This is a genomic window from Eggerthella guodeyinii, from assembly GCF_009834925.2.
In the GTDB taxonomy this organism is placed as follows: Bacteria; Actinomycetota; Coriobacteriia; order Coriobacteriales; family Eggerthellaceae; genus Eggerthella; species Eggerthella guodeyinii.
Map to the genome: position 1 here is coordinate 1,144,493 of NZ_CP063310.1, position 18,527 is coordinate 1,163,019.

Annotated in this window: 17 protein-coding genes; 13 read left to right on the forward strand and 4 right to left on the reverse strand. The window is 67.4% G+C overall.

From position 1 onward, the window contains the following. Nucleotides 1-7: 7 nt before the first annotated feature. Nucleotides 8-880, reverse strand: coding sequence for an NAD(P)H-hydrate dehydratase (locus GS424_RS04590; RefSeq protein ID WP_160942906.1), 873 nt, complete (start codon nucleotides 878-880; stop codon nucleotides 8-10). A 266-nt stretch (nucleotides 881-1,146) separates the two neighbouring features. On the opposite strand from GS424_RS04590, the gene GS424_RS04595 reads away from it, so the two are divergent. From GS424_RS04595 to GS424_RS04640, 10 genes are all read left to right on the forward strand, one after another. Next, the gene (locus tag GS424_RS04595) at nucleotides 1,147-1,674 is read left to right on the forward strand and encodes an HdeD family acid-resistance protein (RefSeq protein WP_160942905.1); all 528 of its coding nucleotides are present in this window, start codon (nucleotides 1,147-1,149) and stop codon (nucleotides 1,672-1,674) included. A 148-nt stretch (nucleotides 1,675-1,822) separates the two neighbouring features. Further along, a complete protein-coding gene (ligA, locus tag GS424_RS04600; protein ID WP_160942904.1) occupies nucleotides 1,823-3,964 on the forward strand; it encodes an NAD-dependent DNA ligase LigA in 2,142 nt (713 codons plus the stop codon). Between the two features lie 453 nt (nucleotides 3,965-4,417). Continuing rightward, on the forward strand, nucleotides 4,418-6,067 hold the full coding sequence (locus GS424_RS04605; RefSeq protein ID WP_160942903.1) for an ABC transporter substrate-binding protein: 1,650 nt from the start codon (nucleotides 4,418-4,420) through the stop codon (nucleotides 6,065-6,067). A gap of 15 nt (nucleotides 6,068-6,082) precedes the next feature. Continuing rightward, entirely contained in the window at nucleotides 6,083-7,066 is a 984-nt protein-coding gene (locus GS424_RS04610; RefSeq protein WP_160942902.1) for an ABC transporter permease, read from the forward strand. After that, entirely contained in the window at nucleotides 7,059-7,943 is an 885-nt protein-coding gene (locus tag GS424_RS04615; protein WP_160942901.1) for an ABC transporter permease, read from the forward strand. Before GS424_RS04610 ends, GS424_RS04615 begins: the two co-directional genes overlap by 8 nt. A 10-nt stretch (nucleotides 7,944-7,953) precedes the next feature. Continuing rightward, nucleotides 7,954-9,027, forward strand: coding sequence for an ATP-binding cassette domain-containing protein (locus GS424_RS04620; protein ID WP_160942900.1), 1,074 nt, complete (start codon nucleotides 7,954-7,956; stop codon nucleotides 9,025-9,027). Then, complete coding sequence (locus tag GS424_RS04625) at nucleotides 9,021-9,623, forward strand: ABC transporter ATP-binding protein (protein WP_160942899.1); 603 nt, start codon at nucleotides 9,021-9,023, stop codon at nucleotides 9,621-9,623. The genes GS424_RS04620 and GS424_RS04625 overlap by 7 nt, the downstream gene beginning before the upstream one ends. Before the next feature lie 189 nt (nucleotides 9,624-9,812). Then, entirely contained in the window at nucleotides 9,813-10,742 is a 930-nt protein-coding gene (gene modA / locus GS424_RS04630; RefSeq protein ID WP_154334369.1) for a molybdate ABC transporter substrate-binding protein, read from the forward strand. Between the two features lie 81 nt (nucleotides 10,743-10,823). Further along, complete coding sequence (modB, locus tag GS424_RS04635; protein WP_160942898.1) at nucleotides 10,824-12,281, forward strand: molybdate ABC transporter permease subunit; 1,458 nt, start codon at nucleotides 10,824-10,826, stop codon at nucleotides 12,279-12,281. Beyond that, nucleotides 12,278-13,390, forward strand: a complete 1,113-nt coding sequence (locus GS424_RS04640) for a sulfate/molybdate ABC transporter ATP-binding protein (protein WP_160942897.1) — start codon at nucleotides 12,278-12,280, stop codon at nucleotides 13,388-13,390. The genes modB and GS424_RS04640 overlap by 4 nt, the downstream gene beginning before the upstream one ends. A gap of 30 nt (nucleotides 13,391-13,420) precedes the next feature. Here GS424_RS04640 and GS424_RS04645 read toward each other — a convergent pair whose 3' ends face one another. Continuing rightward, nucleotides 13,421-13,687, reverse strand: coding sequence for a ribbon-helix-helix domain-containing protein (locus GS424_RS04645; RefSeq protein ID WP_160942896.1), 267 nt, complete (start codon nucleotides 13,685-13,687; stop codon nucleotides 13,421-13,423). After that, nucleotides 13,684-13,974, reverse strand: a complete 291-nt coding sequence (locus GS424_RS04650) for a hypothetical protein (RefSeq protein ID WP_160942895.1) — start codon at nucleotides 13,972-13,974, stop codon at nucleotides 13,684-13,686. Before GS424_RS04650 ends, GS424_RS04645 begins: the two co-directional genes overlap by 4 nt. 456 nt (nucleotides 13,975-14,430) lie before the next feature. Between GS424_RS04650 and moaA the strand changes: the two genes are divergently transcribed. Continuing rightward, the gene (gene moaA / locus GS424_RS04655) at nucleotides 14,431-15,432 is read left to right on the forward strand and encodes a GTP 3',8-cyclase MoaA (protein WP_160942894.1); all 1,002 of its coding nucleotides are present in this window, start codon (nucleotides 14,431-14,433) and stop codon (nucleotides 15,430-15,432) included. Between the two features lie 147 nt (nucleotides 15,433-15,579). Beyond that, nucleotides 15,580-16,080, forward strand: a complete 501-nt coding sequence (gene moaC / locus GS424_RS04660) for a cyclic pyranopterin monophosphate synthase MoaC (RefSeq protein ID WP_160942893.1) — start codon at nucleotides 15,580-15,582, stop codon at nucleotides 16,078-16,080. A gap of 291 nt (nucleotides 16,081-16,371) precedes the next feature. Here moaC and GS424_RS04665 read toward each other — a convergent pair whose 3' ends face one another. Then, nucleotides 16,372-17,148 carry a helix-turn-helix domain-containing protein gene (locus GS424_RS04665; RefSeq protein WP_160942892.1) on the reverse strand — a complete coding sequence of 259 codons (777 nt, stop codon included), beginning with the start codon at nucleotides 17,146-17,148 and terminating at the stop codon, nucleotides 16,372-16,374. A 208-nt stretch (nucleotides 17,149-17,356) separates the two neighbouring features. Between GS424_RS04665 and aguA the strand changes: the two genes are divergently transcribed. Next, nucleotides 17,357-18,478 (forward strand): agmatine deiminase, encoded by a 1,122-nt coding sequence (gene aguA, locus GS424_RS04670; RefSeq protein ID WP_160942891.1) that lies wholly within the window; start codon nucleotides 17,357-17,359, stop codon nucleotides 18,476-18,478. The last annotated feature ends 49 nt before the right edge of the window (nucleotides 18,479-18,527 follow it).

Below are 18,527 nucleotides of genomic sequence, written 5' to 3' on the forward strand. Positions count from 1 at the left end.
GCGCGCCCTATGCGCCCACGAGTTCCGCGAGCGCGTCGGGCACGCACGCGATGACGTCCTCCGCCGTCGCGGCGATGACCGACCAGCGCGCCGCCGCGGCCAACCCGGCGCGGCCGTGCAGCTCGGTGCCCAGCACGCACGCCTCGAACGGGTCGAGGCCCTGCGCCAGCAGCGCCGCCGTCATGCCGGCCAGCACGTCGCCCGTCCCGGCCTTGGCCAGCGCGGGGGTGCCGTGCGTCATGCGCACGGTCCGCTCGCCGTCCGAGACGTACGTGACCGGCCCCTTCACCACGGCGATCACGCCGTATGCCAGCGACAGCGCCTGCGCGAGCGCGCCCGGGTCGCCGGTGGGCAGGTCGAAGGGGCGCGCGAGGCGGGCGGCCTCGCCGGCGTGCGGCGTGACCACGGTGGGGTTCCCGTTGAGGAAGCGCCGCTTCAGCAGGCGCCGCCCCTTTTCCGAGACGAGCGCGTTGAGCCCGGTGCCGTCCACCAGCACGGGCGCGTCGGCGTGCTTGAGCACGAAGTGCGCGAGCTTCTCCGTGCCGCCGTCGTCCGCGTCGAACCCGCAGCCCACGAGGTAGGCGCGCGGCTTGTCGGGCGTCGAGGCCGGCAGGTTCGCCGCGAGGGCCGCGCGCGGGCGCACGACGAGGGAGGGTCGGTAGCCCTGCACGAGCGGGACGGCCGACGGGCTGGTGAACACCTCGGTGTAGCCGGCGCCCATGCGCTGGCTCGCGTAGGCCGCCAGGCACGCCGCGCCCGGATAGCGCTCGCTGCCCACCACGGCGCTCAGCGTGCCGCGCGCGTACTTGTTCGCGTCGTCGGCCGGCAGCGGCACGAGGGCCACCAGCTCGTCGTTGCTGTATTCCCGGACATCCTGCATGGGCACACCGCCTTGTCTTTCGAGGAAGCACGTTGAGGAAGCACGTGCTCGCATTCTACCGCGTATCGCGGGCGAGCGCGACCGCGGCGCGAAACGGTAACGCCGCGCCGAATCGGCCCGTAACCGTGCGTAAACGGATGTCGGAGCCGCGCGTTCCGCTTCTCCCGTGCGATAAAATGGCGGAAACAACCACCGCGTTGCGCGCGCCCTCCGCCCGGCGCCGGCGCGCCGCGCGACGCGATCACGGCGACCAAGGAGCACATCTCATGGATACGACCAACAAGCACGACTGGGGCCTCATCATCGCGGGCGTCCTGCTCGTCATCTGCAGCATGTTCTTTCTCTTCGCACCGGGCCTGGCGCTCGTCACCATCACGGTGATCGCCGGCGCGGCGTTCCTCGTGTCGGGCATCTTCGACATCATCAACTACTTCCGCTTCCGCAAGGCCATGAACCTGTCGGGCTGGGCCCTGGCCTACGCGGCCCTCGACATCGTGCTGGGCATCCTGTTCCTCGTGAACCCGCTCGTGTCGGCCGGCGCGCTGGCATGGTTCATCGGCGCGTTCTTCATCGTGTTCGGCGTGTTCGAGGCCGTCGGCGCGTTCAAGGTGCGCAACATGGGCGTGTCCATGTGGGGCTGGATGCTGTTCTCGGGCATCGTCGGCGCGCTGTGCGGCCTGACGTTCTTCATCGCTCCCGCCATGCTGGGCGTCTTCCTGTCCGTGTTCATCCTCATGCGCGGCGCGTCGCTCATCTTCTACGGCTGGAACACCGGCAAGGCGATGCTCGCCTAGCGCGAACGTGCGGAGCATGGAACGTTTGCTGAAACCCTGAGCCGAGCACGCAGCGACGTCCCGGCTCGTGGTAGAATTCCGAGGAAAACAGGCGAAGGCCCCGAATCGTTCGGGGCCTTCTTCCCGATAGTGCGAAACGGTGAAGAACATGGCAGACGAACAGCAATCCTTGCTCGACGAGCAGGCGCTCGCGAAAGCGACCAGCGATCCGGCCGCGCGCATCGACGCGCTCAGGCGCGAGATCGAGCACCACAGCTACCTGTACTACGCCAACGACGCGCCGTCCATCTCCGACGCCGCGTTCGACTCGCTCATGCGCGAGCTGCGCGAGCTGGAGGCGGCCCATCCCCAGCTCATCGACCCGTCCAGCCCCACGCAACGCGTCGGCGGCTACGTGGGCGAGCAGTTCGCCCCCGTGCGCCACGAGCGGCGGATGTACTCGCTCGACAACGCCATGGACCTCGAGGAGCTGGACGCGTGGATCGAGCGCGTGGCGGAGGCGTTCGGCCGCATGGTGCCCGTGGTGTGCGAGCTCAAGATCGACGGCTCGTCCATCGCGTTGACGTACGAGGGCGGGCGCCTCGTGCGCGCGGCGACGCGCGGCGACGGCACCACCGGCGAGGACGTCACCGCCAACATGCGCACGGTGAAGGACGTGCCGCTGCGCCTGCGCGAGACGGCCCTCGGCGAGCTGCGGGACGCGGAGGCGCCGGTTGAGCTGCGCGGCGAGGTGTACATGCCGAAGTCCAGCTTCGACGCGCTCAACGTTGCCGCCGAGGCCAATGGCAAGCAGGCGTTCGCGAACCCGCGCAATGCCGCGGCCGGCAGCCTGCGCCAGAAGGACCCCGCCATCACGGCGAACCGCGACCTGTCCACGTTCATCTACGCGGTGGCCGACGAGCGCGCCCTGGCGGTCGAGGGCCAGTGGGAGCTGCTGGCGTGGCTGCGCGAAGCGGGCTTCCACGTGAACCCCGACGTCGAGCTGTGCGAGACGCGCGAGGCGGTGCACGCGTTCTGCGAGCGCGCCATCGAGCGCCGCGAGGATCTGCCCTACGAGATCGACGGCGTGGTGGTGAAGGTGAACGCCTTCGTGCAGCAGGAGTCGATGGGCTACACGGCCCGCGCGCCGCGCTGGGCCATCGCGTTCAAGTTCCCGCCCGAGGAGAAGACGACGCTCCTGCGCGACATCACCGTGCAGGTGGGGCGCACCGGCAAGCTGACGCCCGTGGCCGAGCTCGAGCCCGTGGTGGTGGCCGGCTCCACCGTGGCCCGCGCGACGCTGCACAACGAGGACGAGGTGCAGCGCAAGGACGTGCGCGTGGGCGACACCGTCATCGTGCGCAAGGCCGGCGACGTCATCCCCGAGGTGCTGGGGCCCGTGCTGGCGCTGCGACCCGACGGTGCCGTGCCGTGGCAGATGCCGAGCACGTGCCCGTCGTGCGGCTCGCCCGTCATCCGCGAGGAGGGCGAGGTGGACTTCCGCTGCATCTCCATCGACTGCCCGGCGCAAGCGCTGGAGCGGCTGCTCCATTGGGCCAGCCGCGGCGCCATGGACATCGACGGCATGGGCGAGGAGATCGTGTCGCGCCTCGTGGAAAGCGGCCGTTTGACCGACGTGGCCGACTACTACACGCTGGACGAGGTGGAGCTGTCGCTGCTCGACATGGGCCGCGTGAACAAGGAGGGCGAGCCCATCCGCCTCGGGTCCACCGTGGCGAAGAAGCTCGTGGCCGCCATCGACGAGAGCCGCGCGCGCCCGTTCGCCCGCGCGCTGTTCGGCCTCGGCATCCGCCACGTGGGCAAGACCATCGCCGAGCTGCTGGCGGCGGCCTACCCGTCCATCGAGGCGCTCATGGAGGCCTCGGAGGAGGACCTGGCCGCCATCGACGGCGTGGGCCCGAAGATCGCGCGCAGCGCGTACCTGTTCCTGCGCACGCCCGACAACGCGGCCGTCATCGAGCGGCTGCGCAAGCGCGGCGTGGCGCTCGAGGACGCGGCTGCCGACGCGGCCGAGCAGCTGCCGCAGACGCTCGAGGGCCTCACGTTCGTGCTGACCGGGTCGCTCGTGGAAAGCGGGATGACCCGCGACGAGGCGGGCGCGGCGCTCAAGGCGCGCGGTGCGAAGGTGTCGGGCAGCGTGTCGAAGAAGACGAGCTTCGTCGTGGCCGGCGAGGCCGCCGGTTCCAAGTACGACAAGGCCGTGACGCTCGGCGTCCCCGTGCTGGACGAAGCCGCCCTGCTGCGCATCTTGGCGACGGGCGAGGCTCCCGAGCCCGAAGCCGCGAGCTGACCTCCATCGTCCCCGAGCGAACGGAGGCCGGGACACGCGAATCGCTGAGTTCTAAGCAATTTTTGCGTTTTGCGGCTACTCAGGGCGCGATCCGGCCGGTTTCCTCCGAATGGGAAAAAGCTGACCTGGGACGATACAGGGAGTCTCGCGCCCGACGGCAGCCGAAAGCCTCTCAGAGCGGGCGAATCGTTCGCAAAACGAAAAAATCGCTTACTTCGAGCCGATTTGCGTGTCTCGGTCGTCGGCCCCGAGCGCGTGGGTGCAGGCCGTCCGACGCCGCGCCGCCGGTCGCGTTCGCCAGGCGCTGCCCGCCGCTCACCCAAGGGAGTTACGGAAATGGAATTCGTAACATCACTAAGGGGAAGGCTCTGCTATAGTGTGTTACGCAATCAGATTACGTAACACCACCGACGAGGCAACGACGTCGGGGGCACGAGGGAAGGAACCGAACACATGGCTACATTGACGCGGCGCGATTTCGCGAAGCTGACGGGCGCGACGGCGGCGACGCTGTCGCTGGGCGGGCTGCTGGCAAGCTGCACGAGCGGCGAGGCCGCCAAGCCGGCCGAGGGCACGACGACCGCGGCGGGCGAGGAAACCCCCTCGCAGGTCATCGTCTCGATGACCACCGGTTCCGAGCCGGCGGCGGGCTTCGATCCTTTGGTGTCGTGGGGCTGCGGCGAGCACGTGCACGAGCCGCTCATCCAGTCCACGCTGATCACCACCACCACCGAGCTCGACTTCAAGAACGACCTCGCCACGTCTTACGATGCGTCCGAGGACGGCATGACGTGGACGTTCACCATCCGCGACGACGCGAAGTTCACCGACGGCACGCCGCTTACGGCCAAGGACGTGGCCTTCACCATCAACGGCATCCTGAACGCCGAGGCGTCCGAGTGCGACATGTCCATGGTGAAGGAGGCCGTGGCGAAGGACGACGCCACGGTCGTCATCTCCATGGAGAAGCCGTTCAACGCGCTGCTGTACACGCTGGCCGTCGTGGGCATCGTGCCCGAGCACGCCTACGGCGACACGTACGGCGACAACCCCATCGGCTCGGGACGCTACATGCTCGAGCAGTGGGACAAGGGCCAGCAGGTCATCCTCAAGGCCAATCCCGACTACTACGGCGAGGCGCCGAAGATCGAGCGCGTCGTGGTCGTGTTCATGGAGGAGGACGCCTCGCTCGCCGCGGCGCAGTCCGGCCAGGTTGACGTGGCGTACACCTCCGCGACGTTCGCGGACAAGCAGCCGAGCGGCTACGACCTGCTGAACTGCGCGTCCGTCGACTCGCGCGGCATCTCGCTGCCGACCATCCCGGCGGGCGGGTCCAAGACCGACGAGAAGGGCGAAGCGGCAGCCGGCAACGACGTCACCTGCGATCTCGCCATCCGCCAGGCCATCAACTACGGCGTCGACCGCGACAAGATGATCGAGAACGTGCTGAACGGCTACGGCACCGTCGCCTACAGCGTGGGCGACGGCATGCCCTGGTCCTCGCCCGACATGAAGTGCGCCACCGACGTGGAGAAAGCCAAGAGGCTGCTCGACGACGGCGGCTGGGCCGCGGGCTCGGACGGTGTCCGCGAGAAGAACGGCACGCGCGCTGCGTTCAACCTGTACTACTCGGCCGGCGACACCGTGCGCCAGGGCATCGCGGAGGAGTTCTCCAACCAGATGAAGGACCTCGGCATCGAGGTTTCCATCAAGGGCGCGAGCTGGGACGATCTGTACCCGCACCAGTTCACCGACCCGGTGGTGTGGGGCTGGGGCACCAACGCGCCCACCGAGACGTACAACCTGTTCTACTCCAAGGGCACGGGCAACTACGCCTGCTACGAGAACGCCGCGACCGACGCCTACCTCGACGAGGCGCTGGCGAAACCCAAGGTGGAGGACTCGTTCGACCTGTGGCAGAAGGCCCAGTGGGACGGCACGACCGGCATTGCGCCGCAGGGCGACGCGCCGTGGGTGTGGTTCGCGAACATCGACCACCTGTACTTCGCCAAGGAGAACCTCAAGGTTGCCGAGCAGAAGCCCCACCCGCACGGTCACGGCTGGTCGCTCGTCAACAACGTCGACCAGTGGAGCTGGACGTAGGTTATAGTATTCCCCATGCCCCAATTCATCGTTCGTAACATAGCGAAGTTCATCCTGCTCATGCTTGCCGTGAGCATGGTGACGTTCGTGCTGGTGAGCATCTCGCCCATCGATCCCGTCCAGGCGAACGTGGGGCAGACGGCCTACATCAACATGAGCGAGGCCAAGCGCGCGCAGCTCGCCGAGTACTGGGGCGTGAACACGCCCCTCTGGGAACGTTACGTCAACTGGTTCACCGACCTCCTGCACGGCGACCTGGGAACGTCGTTGCGCTTCAACGCGCCGGTGATCGACGTCATCGCCACGCGGGCGGTGAACTCGCTGGCGCTCATGGCCACGGCCTGGGTGGTCAGTGGCGTGCTGGGCTTCGCGCTGGGCATCCTCGCGGGCGCGAACCGCGGGCGCTTCGTCGACCGCATCGTGAAGGGGTACTGCTTCCTGCTGGCGTCGGTGCCCACGTTCTGGCTGGGGCTGCTGTTCCTCATCGTGTTCTCGGTGTGGCTCGGCTGGTTCCCGTTCGGCTTCTCGGTGCCCATCGGGGTGTCGGCCGCCGACGTGACGTTCGCCGACGCGCTGCACCACCTCGCGCTGCCGGCGCTCACGCTGTCGGTGGTGGGCGTGGCGAACATCGCGCTGCATACGCGCGAGAAGACCATCGACGTGCTGGAAAGCGACTACGTGCGCTTCGCCCGCGCCCGCGGCCTGTCCACGTGGGGCGCCCTGCGCCACCACGGCCTGCGCAACCTCGCGCTGCCGGCGCTCACGCTGCAGTTCGCGTCGATCTCCGAGATATTCGGCGGATCGGTGCTGGTGGAGCAGGTGTTCTCGTACCCGGGCCTCGGCCAGGCGGCCGTCACGGCGGGGCTCGGGGGCGACGTGGCGCTGCTCGTGGGCATCGCGCTGTTCTCGGCGGCCTTCGTGTTCACCGGCAACCTGATCGCCAGCACGCTGTACGGCGTGGTGGATCCCCGCATCCGAAAGGGGGAGGCTCGTGCCTAGCGTTGCCGACGAGGCTTTGACGGCCCCGGCTCCCGTGCTGTACCGTCCGCGCCACGCCCGCGTGGGCAACCGCAAGCTGACGCTGGCGGCGTTCGTCTTCGCCATCGCCGCGCTGGCCGCCGTGGTGGTAGCGGGCGTCCTCGTCACCGATGCGGCCACCGTCACCGACTTCTCGCAGAAGAACCTCGCGCCCAGCTTAGGCCACCCGTTCGGCACCGACTGGATGGGGCGCGACATGCTGCTGCGCACGCTGGCGGGCCTGTCGACCAGCGTGCTGGTGGGCCTGCTGGCGGCGGGCGTGTCGTCGGTCATCGCGCTCGTCATGGGCGCGGTGGCGGCGCTGGGCGGCAAGCGCGCCGACGCCGCGGTCACCTGGCTCATCGACCTCATGATGGGCATCCCGCACATCGTGCTGCTCATCCTCATCTCGTTCGCGCTGGGCAAGGGGTTCTGGGGCGTCACCATCGGCGTTGCCGTGACGCACTGGCCCAGCTTGGCCCGCGTCGTGCGCGCCGAGATCCTCCAGTGCAAGCAGTCGACGTTCGTGGCGGCGGCCCGCAAGCTGGGGCAGAGTCCGGTGAGCATCGCGGCGAAGCACATGGTGCCCTACGTGCTGCCGCAGTTCATCGTGGGGCTCATCCTGCTGTTCCCGCACGCCATCCTGCACGAGGCGTCCGTGACGTTCCTCGGGTTCGGCCTGCCGCCCGAGCAGCCGGCCATCGGCGTCATCCTCAGCGAGTCGATGGCGTACCTGTCGGCCGGCATGTGGTGGCTCGCGGTGTTCCCGGGCCTCGCCCTCATCGCCACCGTGCTGCTGTTCGACCTGGCCGGTTCGAACTTGCGCAAGCTCGTCGACCCCCACAGCTCGCAGGAATAGGAGGAGGGGCATGGACGAATCGAGCAAGAGCAACCCCCTTCCCGCGGCGTTGGCGGCACGCGAGCGCGCGCTGTACGAGGCCGCGGCCGAGTTGGAACGCCTCACCGACGAGCTGCTCGGCGCTCCCTCCTCGCAGGAGGAGCTGCAGGGAGAGGCGGTCGCTGCGGAAGGAGCCGCTTCCCACGAGGCCCTTTCGCACGAGGATGCGCAGGTGCACCACCACCATACGCATGCGCCCGTCTCGCACCACGAGCACGGCCATCACCTGCTGCAGGTGGAGGACCTCAGCGTGGGCTTCCGCATGTACGAGGAGGACGCGCCGTTCTTCCGCGCCAAGCAGCGCGAGGTGGAGGTCATCCATGCCTTGAGCATCTCGGTGCATGCGGGCGAGATCGTGGCCGTGGTAGGCGCGTCGGGCTCCGGCAAGACGCTGCTGGCCGACGCTATCCTGGGGCTGTTCGAGCCGAACGCCACCGTGTGCGGGCGCATCTGGTTCGACGGGCAGGCGCAGGACGCCGCGACGCTTTCCGAGCTGCGCGGCCACGGCATCTCGCTCGTGCCGCAGAGCGTGAACAACCTCGACCCGCTCATGAAGGTGGGCCGCCAGGTGGAGGGGTTCGCCCGCACGCACGTGCCGCGCGAGGAGCGCCGCCGGCGCCGCGCCGAGCTGTTCGAGCGCTACGGCCTGTCCGAGGACACCGCGAAGAAGTACCCGCACGAGCTGTCCGGCGGCATGGCCCGCCGCGTGCTTCTGTGCTGCGCGCTCATGGACGACCCGCGCGTCATCATCGCCGACGAACCCACGCCGGGCCTCGATCTCGAGCTGGCCGTACGCGCGCTCGACGACTTCCGCGCCTTCGCCGATGGGGGCGGCGGCGTCATGCTCATCACGCACGACATCGAGCTGGCGCTGCACGTGGCCGACCGCGTGGCGGTGTTCCGCGACGGCACCGTGGTGGAGGAGACCGCCGTCGCGAACTTCGCGTCGCCCGACCTGTTGCAGCATCCGTTCAGCCGCGAGCTGTGGCACGCGCTGCCCGAGCACGGCTTCGAGGTGCCGGCGAAGGGAGGCGCGCCATGTTAGAGGCCCGCGGCATCTTCTACGCGTACCCCGGTGCCCGCGCGCCGCTCTACCGCGACTTCGACCTGGCCGTCGACGCGCACGAGCGCGTGGCGATCAGCGCGCCGTCCGGCTTCGGCAAAACCACGCTCTGCCGTCTGCTGGCCGGCTACGAGCGCCCGCAGGCGGGCGCGATCCTCGTGGACGGAACGCCCTTGCCGAAGCGCGGCGCGTGCCCCGTGCAGATGATCCTCCAGCACCCCGAAACCGCCGTGGACCCGCGCATGCGCATGGAGCAGACGCTGGCCGAAGCGGGGGAGGTGCCGCAGCGTTTGCTCGACGACCTGGGCATCCAGCAGCGGTGGCTCACGCGCTTCCCGCACGAGCTGTCGGGCGGCGAGCTGCAGCGCTTCTGCATCGCGCGAGCGCTGGCGGCGAACCCGCGCTACCTCGTGGCCGACGAGATATCCACCATGCTCGACGCCGTCACCCAGGCGCAGATCTGGCGCTTCCTCGTCGCCGAGACGCAGGCCCGCGGCATCGGGATGCTGTTCGTGTCGCATTCGCCCGCGCTCACCGAGCGCATCGCCACGCGCGTGGTGGATTTGGCGCGCGGCTAGGGGGTCATCTGCTCCGATCTGGGGTATTCTGCAACGAAAACATGCTTTTATAGCAATATTCAAGTTTGACTATAATCAGCGAAAAGAATAGTATGAACGCAGCTTGAATCAAACTGGGGCTCCACGCTGCGCGTTCGATTCCCCTGGTTCGAGCATCGTCGGGATTGAGAGAATCAGGGAAGGGAATCTATGAAGAAGCACATTCGCATCATGCTTGCGGCCGTGTGCGCGTTCGCTTTGGTGGGCGCGTTTGCGCTGGTCGGTTGCTCAACGGGCACCGAGCAGAAAACCGAAGAGCCGCAGCAGACCGAGGATCAGGCCGCCAAGACCGAGAGCCACGAGGCCGTGGAGCTGCAGCTGTTCGCCGCGAACTCGCTGTCGAAGGCCATGGACGCCGTGCAGCAGCTGTACACGCAGGATCATGACTGGGTGACGTTCAAGGACACGCAGTACCTGTCCTCGGGCGAGCTCAACGAGCAGCTGGCCGGCGGCGCGTACGCCGACGTGCTGATCTCCGCCTCCAAGGGCAAGATGGACGACGCCGTGGAGAAGGGCTACGTCGACGAGTCCACGCGCTTCGACATGTTCAAGAACGACCTCGTGATGGTCGCCGGCGAGGACTCCGAGCTGGCCAAGACGTACGGCGCCGACCAGAGCTTCACGCTGGACGACATCGCGTCGGGCGACTACTCCGTGGCCGTGGGCGACGCGTCCGTGCCGGCCGGCAACTACGCCAACCAGGCGCTTTCCACCATCGGCTGCTTCACCGACGCCGACGGCAAGACGGGCAAGGACAGCGCCGGCACCGACGGCTCCTACGACGGCACGCCGCTCGAGGGCAAGGTCAACCTGCAGAGCTCCGTGGGCAACGTGTGCAAGCAGGCCCAGTCCGGCGCCGTGGACGTGGCGTTCGTGTACACCTCCGACGTGTACCGCTTCGGCGGCGTGAAGGTCATCGGCGTCGTGCCGGCCGACACGCACAAGAACATCGTCTATCCGGCCGCCATCTGCAAGGACTCCACGCAGGCCGAGGCCGCGAGCGAGTTCATCGAGTGGGCGACCACCGACGCCGAGGCCAAGAAGCTGTGGCAGGAGTGGGGCTTCGAGCTCGTTTCCTAAAGCACGCGCACATACGGTATAGTGATGAGGAAAGGATGGGTTCGCGTTTGCCCATCCTTTCCGTGCGACAAGGACGCCCTTATGAACAACACGCTCTTCACCCGCATCGCCCCCGCCTTCCCGCGTTTCGCGCTGCTGCTCGCCGCGTGCGCGCTGGCGATGGCGATCGCTTTCGTCCCCGGCACCGCCCATGCAGGCGCCGACGACGAAGGCGATCTCGATGCGCCCAACGCCGCGGCCGGAGCTCCCGCGGCTTCGACGGCGCAGGACGACTCGGCTTCCGACGATGCCGTGAGCATCGCCGCCGACGGCATGTCGGCCTCGATCGACGGCAGCCCCTTCGCGCTCGAGAGCTTCTCGCGTTCCCAGGTGGGCAGCAACGGCGACGTCGACGGCGTCTACGAGGGCTACCGCTACTTCGTCTCCGACGAGCCGGGCAGCCTGGGCGTCATCGCCACCGACGGGCTCACCGTGGTGTACGTGTCCGCGGAGGTGGCGGAGGCCGTGGGCTTCGATGCCGGTTCGTCGGAGAGCCGGGGTTACCTCAAGCGCTTGCTCGTGGCGCTCGACGCCCAGAACTCGAAGGGCGGCGCGACGCTGTCCGTCGAGGGGGAGTGGGTGTTCTCCGGTCAACCCGAGATCGAGCAGGACGGCGTGGTGTACCGCTTCGACCAGGAGCTCAAGCCCGGCGAGTACTACGCCTGCGTCGTCGGCGCGGACGGCTCCGACGTCACCGACGCGTCCAACCCCTCCTACGTGCGTCTCACGCACGCCGACTTCGCCACGCTCTCGCCCGCCGATCAGGTGAGCGTCGTCGGCGCTCCCGAGGGCTTAGCCGCGCTCGCGTCGTTCTTGCAGAACATCGACTACAGCCCGCTGTGGGTGACGCTCAAGACCACGCTCACGGCCATCGTGTTCATCTTCATCCTGGGCCTGCTGGCCGCGTACTTCAGCCTGCGCATCCCCGCGCGGGCGCAGGACATCGCCGATTCCATCTTCACCATCCCCATGGTGCTGCCGCCCACGGTGTGCGGCTTCTTGCTGCTGCTGGCGTTCGGCAAGAACACGGCGCTGGGGCAGTGGTTCATCGACATCGGCTTCCCGCTCATCTTCAGCTGGCAGGCCACCGTCATCGCGGCCGTGGTGGTGGCGTTCCCGCTCATGTACCGCAGCGCGCGCGGCGCGTTCGAGAACCTCGATCCGAACATGTTGGACGCCGCCCGTACGCTGGGCTGGAGCAACGCTAAGATATTCTTCAAGCTCATGCTGCCGCTGTCGTGGTCGTCCATCGCGGCGGGCACCGTGCTGTCGTTCGCGCGAGCCCTCGGCGAGTTCGGCGCGACGCTGTTCTTGGCCGGCAACTACCTGGGGATCACGCGCACCATCCCCATCGCCATCTACTTCGAGTGGATGAACGGCAACACCGACGTGGCCATCTTCTGGACGGTCATCATCATGATATTCAGCTTCATCGTCATCCTGTTCATCAACCTGTGGAGCAGGCGCACGACGAAGTACCGGAGAGGGGCGGACGCATGAGCCTTGAGGTGAGCATACGCAAATCGTTCTCGTCGTTCACGTTGGACGTGGCGTTCGAGGCGGGGGACGAGACGCTCGGGTTCCTGGGCGCGTCGGGCTGCGGAAAGAGCCTGACCATGCGCTGCATCGCCGGCATCGAGACGCCCGACGAGGGCCGCATCGTGGTGAACGACCGGGTGTTCTTCGACTCCGCGCTGAAGATCAACCTCACGCCGCAGGAGCGCAAGACGGCGCTGCTGTTCCAAAGCTACATGCTGTTCCCGAACCTCACGGTGGCCGAAAACGTGGCGGCGGGCATCGGGCGCGAGGTGTCGAAGGCCGACCGCGGCGCGCTCGTGGCCGCCGAGCTCAAGCGCTTCGGGCTGGAAGGGTTCGACAAGCGCTACCCGGCGCAGCTGTCGGGCGGCCAGCAGCAGCGCGTGGCGCTCGCCCGCATGCTGGCGGCGCGCCCGGGCATCCTCATGCTGGACGAGCCGTTCTCGGCGCTCGACGCGCACCTGAAAAGCGTGCTGGAGCAGAACCTCGTCAGCCTGTTCGACGCGTTCCACGGCACCGTGCTGTACGTGAGCCACGACATCGACGAGGCGCTGCGCTTCTGCGACCGCATCGCCGTGGTGGAGGCAGGCGCCATCACCGAGACCGGCACGGGCGACGACCTGGTGAATCGGCCGCAGTCGCTGGCGGGCGTGAAGCTGTCGGGCTGCAAGAACGCCACGGCGGCCGTGCGCGTGGACGAGCACCGCGTCCGCCTGCCGAAGTGGGGCATCGAGGCGGCGACGAGCGCGGCGGTTTCCGAGGACGTGAAGGCGCTCGGCGTGCGCGCGTTCTACCTCGAACGCGCCGACGGCCCGGGCGAGAACCGCTACCGCGTGCGCGTCGACCGCGTCAGCGACTCGCGCTTCGAGCGCACGGTGCTGCTGGGCTTCCTCGATCGCGACGAGAGCGAGGCGCCCACGGTGGCCCGCACGGAGGACGAGATGAAGTACCTGCACCAGCACCTGTTCTGGCGCGTCGACAAGCTGGCCGTGCCCGCCGACGAGCTGCCGCACGAGGGCGAAGAGCTCTGGATCCGCATCCCCCCGGACAAAGTGTACCTGGTGTCGCGGTAGGGGCGCGGTGAGCGGCGCGGCGTGAGCGCGCTAGCCCCGCGCGAGCGCGTCGTTCACGAGCGAGCGCAGGAACTGCGAGCGCGTCTCTCCTGCGCGCTTCGCGGTTTCGTCGAGGGCGGCGACTTGGGATTTCGGCAGCTTGAAGGTGATCGTGGCAAGGTCTTCGGCCGAGATCCGAGGCCGCCCGACCACGATCTCGCCGGGCGTGCCAGGATATTCGCCTCGTTCGCACGCTTCGGCCCATTCGTCGAGCAGCTCGTCGGTAAGCAACGTGCCTTTCGCTGTGCGGTACGTCATCGTTTCCTCCGCCTTTCGTTGAAGCCCAGCTCTGTGATTGCCTTGACAGTCGCTCGCATCGCATGGAACACGAGCACGCTTTCGTCGTCGATTTGCGCGGCGCACAGCTCTAGAAGCCGTCCGTGCCGATCGGTTCCTAACGCCAGGTAGCGGTCGTCGAACGACCCTTCGCGTTTCTGAATCCTCACGGAATTTCGCCACGCCGTGCGTACGTCGTCTTCCGTCACGTCGGGATGTCGCTCGCAGATGCGGTGATGGACGACGATGCGTTGCTCGGGCAGATCCATGGCGATCATCCTTTTGTGATACGAAATTATAATACAAAATAGGGACTACGACAAGGTGGACGAGGGGGCGAGTGGAAAGGGCGACTCAGCGCGACGCCCTTCGCACCTATCCCCCCCTCCAGTATAGGGAGCTCGTCTCACGCGCCGATGGCGTGCGTCTCGCGTCGCTTGCTCGCGGATGCTGCGCGCATCCGATGCCGATCTCGCGCCGATTCCACGCGCCGTGCTCTCGTTTCCCATGCGTTTTACCGGCGCTTCCCACGCGCTTCGCACGCGCACCCGACGTCCCCTCCTCGCGTATCCGACCCGTCCGCGCGCATCCGACGTGCCGCGCGCGTGCCTTCCGCGCGTCGCCCCCGCGCACCCGAAGTGCGCTGCTCCTTTCGCGATATTGCGCTGCGCGAAGGTCGGGCGATGCCCTATACTGTATCCTCGGACGAGAAGGGAGCTGGTCCCGTGAAAGACAGCCATGGTCGAACTATCGACTATTTACGCATATCGCTCACCGACCGCTGCAATTTCCGCTGCATCTACTGCATGCCCGAAGAGGGCGTGACATCGCTTGCGCACGAGGACATCCTGCGCATCGAGGAGATAGAGGAAGCGGTGCGCGTTGCGGCGGGCATGGGCATCCGAAGCATCCGCCTGACGGGCGGCGAGCCGCTCGTGCGCCTCGGCGTGGTGGACCTCGTGCGCGCCATCGCGCACACGCCCGGCATCGAGAACGTGTCGATGACCACGAACGGCGTGCTGCTGCCGAAGATGGCGGCCGACCTCAAGGAGGCGGGCCTGTCGCGCGTGAACATCTCGCTCGACACGCTCGATCCGGAGCAGTTCAAACAGATCACGCGTCGCGGCGAGCTGCAGCAGACGCTCGACGGCATCGACGCCGCGCTCGCGGCCGGGTTCGATCCCGTGAAGATCAACGCCGTCGCCGTGCGCAGCCTCGACCAGGACTACCTCGCGTTCGCGAAGCTGTCCGTCGATCGCCCGCTGCACGTGCGGTTCATCGAGTACATGCCCGTGGGCGAGAGCTCGGGCAGCCACGGCTGCGGCTGGGGCAAGGACGACGTCGTGCCCAGCGAGGAGCTGTTCGACATCATCAACGAGCGCGCCCGCGCTGCGGGGCTCGACGAGCTCGTGCCCGCCGGCGACGACCGCCCGCTGGGGTGGGGGCCGGCGCGCTACTTCGAGTTCCCGAACGCGCAGGGCACGGTGGGGTTCATCTCGCCGCTGTCGCGCCATTTCTGCAGCGAGTGCAACCGCCTGCGCCTGACGGCCGACGGCAAGCTGCGCCCGTGCTTGTTCTCGGACGACGAATACGACCTGCGCACCGCGCTGCGCTCGGGCGATGCGCAAGCCGCGCGTTGCGTGTTCGCCGAAGCGCTCGGCGCGAAGCCCGACGAGCACCACGACAAAGTAGGAACCGAACGCGGTATGAGCCAAATTGGAGGCTGAAGCGTTCCGACGGTCTGCCGACCGTCGGAACCTGCCGACGCTGCGCCGCGGAGCAAGTCCCCGAAGGGGGCAAAGGGACGAGGCGCGCCGCCTTCGCGCCAACCTGCGATCTTCCAACCTGCAAGACCACGAAACAAGGAGGCACCCATGACCGAGCAGCAGCTGACCCATATCGACGAGCAGGGCGACGTGCGCATGGTGGACGTGTCGCAGAAGGCCGACACCGAGCGCATCGCCGTGGCCGAGGGCTTCATCGCCATGCATCCCGAGACGCTCGCGCTCATCGTGGAGGGCAAGGCGTCGAAGGGCGACGTGCTGGCGTGCGCCCGCGTGGCCGGCGTCATGGCCGCCAAGCAGACGAGCGCGCTCATCCCCATGTGCCACCCGCTCAACATCACGAAGGCGAAGGTGGAGTGCGCGCCCGTGGCCGAAGGCGAGCGCCCTGACGGCCTCGTGGGCATCCACGTGATCACCACCTGCGGCGTCACGGGCAAGACCGGTATCGAGATGGAAGCGCTCACCGCCGCGAGCGTGGCGTGCCTCACCGTGTACGACATGTGCAAGGCCGTCGACCGCGGCATGGAGATCATGGACGTGCGCCTGCTCAAGAAAGAAGGCGGCAAGTCCGGCCTCTGGGAACGCGTCTAACGGCGCAGCGCCTTGCGTATGGGCGTACCCGGGCTTCGGGACGCGCGAATCCGCTCGAAGTAACCAATTCTTTCGTTTTGCGCGCGTCGAAGGTGTTCTGAGAAGGTTTTCGATGAAGAGGAGCGGAGGGCGAAGATCGTTTCCCCAGGTCGTGCTTTTCGCCGAAGGGGAACACGGTTGAAAACAGTTGAAAACGACCGGCAGGCTCACGCAAAACGCAATACTTGGTTAGAACCCGGCGATTCGCGCGCCCCGCGTCCCTCGCGATCATCTTGGGAGGGACGCATCTCCTTACGCGTCCACCACGATGGCGGCGGTTCGGTAGAGCTCGGCCATGAGCTGGTGGCGGTTCGACACGCCCATCTTCTGGTAGATGGCCTTCACGTGCTTCTTCACGGTGTTCTCCGAGATGTACAGGCGCAGGCCGATCTGCTGGTTGCCCAGCCCCTCGGCGATGAGCGCGGCGATCTCCTGCTCGCGCGCCGTGAGGCTCGTGGCCGCCACCATGGGCTTGCCCTCGTCTCGCTTGAGTCCGGCGGGGTAGGTCACGGCCAGGTACGTTGAGAGGTGCCGGTTCAGCACGGCGAGGCACTCCTCTTCCTCCTCGGTGAAATCGCCCGACGCGCGGTTGCGGAACAGGGTGATGGAGCCGTAGATCATGCCGTTGCCCACCTGCGTGCTGCCCATGCTGTAGTGGGCGTCCATGGGGATCATCCATTCGCGGTACAGCTCCGAGCGGTCGCGCATCTCGTCGGTGACGAAGGTGGAGTCGCGGTACACCACGGGATCGTTGACCGAGAACAGCCAGGTGGTGTAGTCGCCGGGCTCGTACTTCTGGTAGTACGACAGCAGCTCCTCGTCGGTCATGTCCGTTGAGACGGGGTCGAAGAACACGAAGCGCCCGCTCTCGCCGCAATCGCACAGATCGAAGAACCCCTTATCGAAGGGGACCAGCTCCTTGAAGCCGCACATCGCGCGTCGGCGCAGGTCGGCAAGGTCCGTCGCCCCGTAGAAGGTGAGCAGGAGATCGTCGATCGCCCGCCATCGCCTGTCGCTCAGCTCAACCATGGTCCCCCGTTCCCCTTCGCGTCGGACATCCGCTCCGATGGCAATCGTACCATATTCCGCCGTTCGCGAGGGTACCCGATCAGGTACCCTCGCGGGGAGGGGTACTGTTCAAACGCCCTCCTCGCGGGTACTGACGGTGCGCGCTCCGCGTCGGTAGGATGGGGTCATCAGGTGGGAATGCCCACGACGACCAGCGAAGGAGCGCACCATGAAGATCATCACCGACAGCACGCCGAAGCAAGACGGATTCCGCATGCCCGGAGAGTTCGAGCCGCGCAAGCAGGACTTCCTCATCTGGCCCGAGCGCCAGGACACGTGGCGCAACGGCGGCAAGCCCGCCCAGGCCGTCCTCGTGGAAGTGGCGAAGGAGATCATCAAGCACGAGCCGCTCACGGTGTTCTGCTCGGCCGACCAGTACGAGAACGCCCGCACCCGCCTGCCCGAGGGCGTGCGCGTGGTTGAGATGACCATCGACGACGCGTGGGCGCAGGACAAGGGCCCGTTCTACGTGGTGAACGACAAGGGCGACATGCGCGGAGTGACCTGGGGATGGAATGCGTACGGCGGGCTCGAGGGCGGCCTGTACTTCCCGTGGAAGCGCGACCAGGAATTCGCCACGAAGCTGCTCGACCTCGAGAACTACGACGCGTACGACGCCACGAAGATGGTGTTCGAGGGCGGCGCCATGCAGATCGACGGCGAGGGAACGCTGATCGTGACCGAGAACAGCGTGCTCAACCACAACCGCAACCCGCACCTCACCAAGGAAGAGGTGGAGTGGTACTTCAAGGAGTACATGGGCCTCGAGAAGGTCATCTGGCTGAAGGACGGCATGGCGTTCGACGAGACCGACGGCCACATCGACGACGTGTGCTTCTTCATCCGCCCCGGCGTGCTGGCGCTTTCGTGGACCGACGACGAGACGAACCCGCAGTACCCGAACCTCAAGGCCGCCTACGACGTGCTGTCCGAGGCGACCGACGCGAAGGGCCGCGCGTTCGAGATCCACAAGATCCCGATTCCCGGCATCATCCGCATCTCCGAGGAGGAGAGCGCCGGCGTGGACCTCTGCAAGGACGCCGCGTCCCGCGAGGCCGACCTGCCGCTGGCCATCACGTACATCAACAGCTACTTCGTGAACGGCGGCCTGCTGGTTCCCCAGTACGGCGACCCGATGGACCAGGTGGCGTGCGATATGTTCGCCGAGCTCATGCCCGACCGCGAGATCATCAAGATCTACACCCGCGAGTGGTCGCTGTGCGGCGGCAACATCCACTGCATGGCGCTGCAGCAGCCCGATCCGGCCGCCATCGCCGCGAAGCTGGGCTAGGCAGATCCGCGAACCGTTTGCATCCATGTGCGGGCCGCCCCGAGCGACC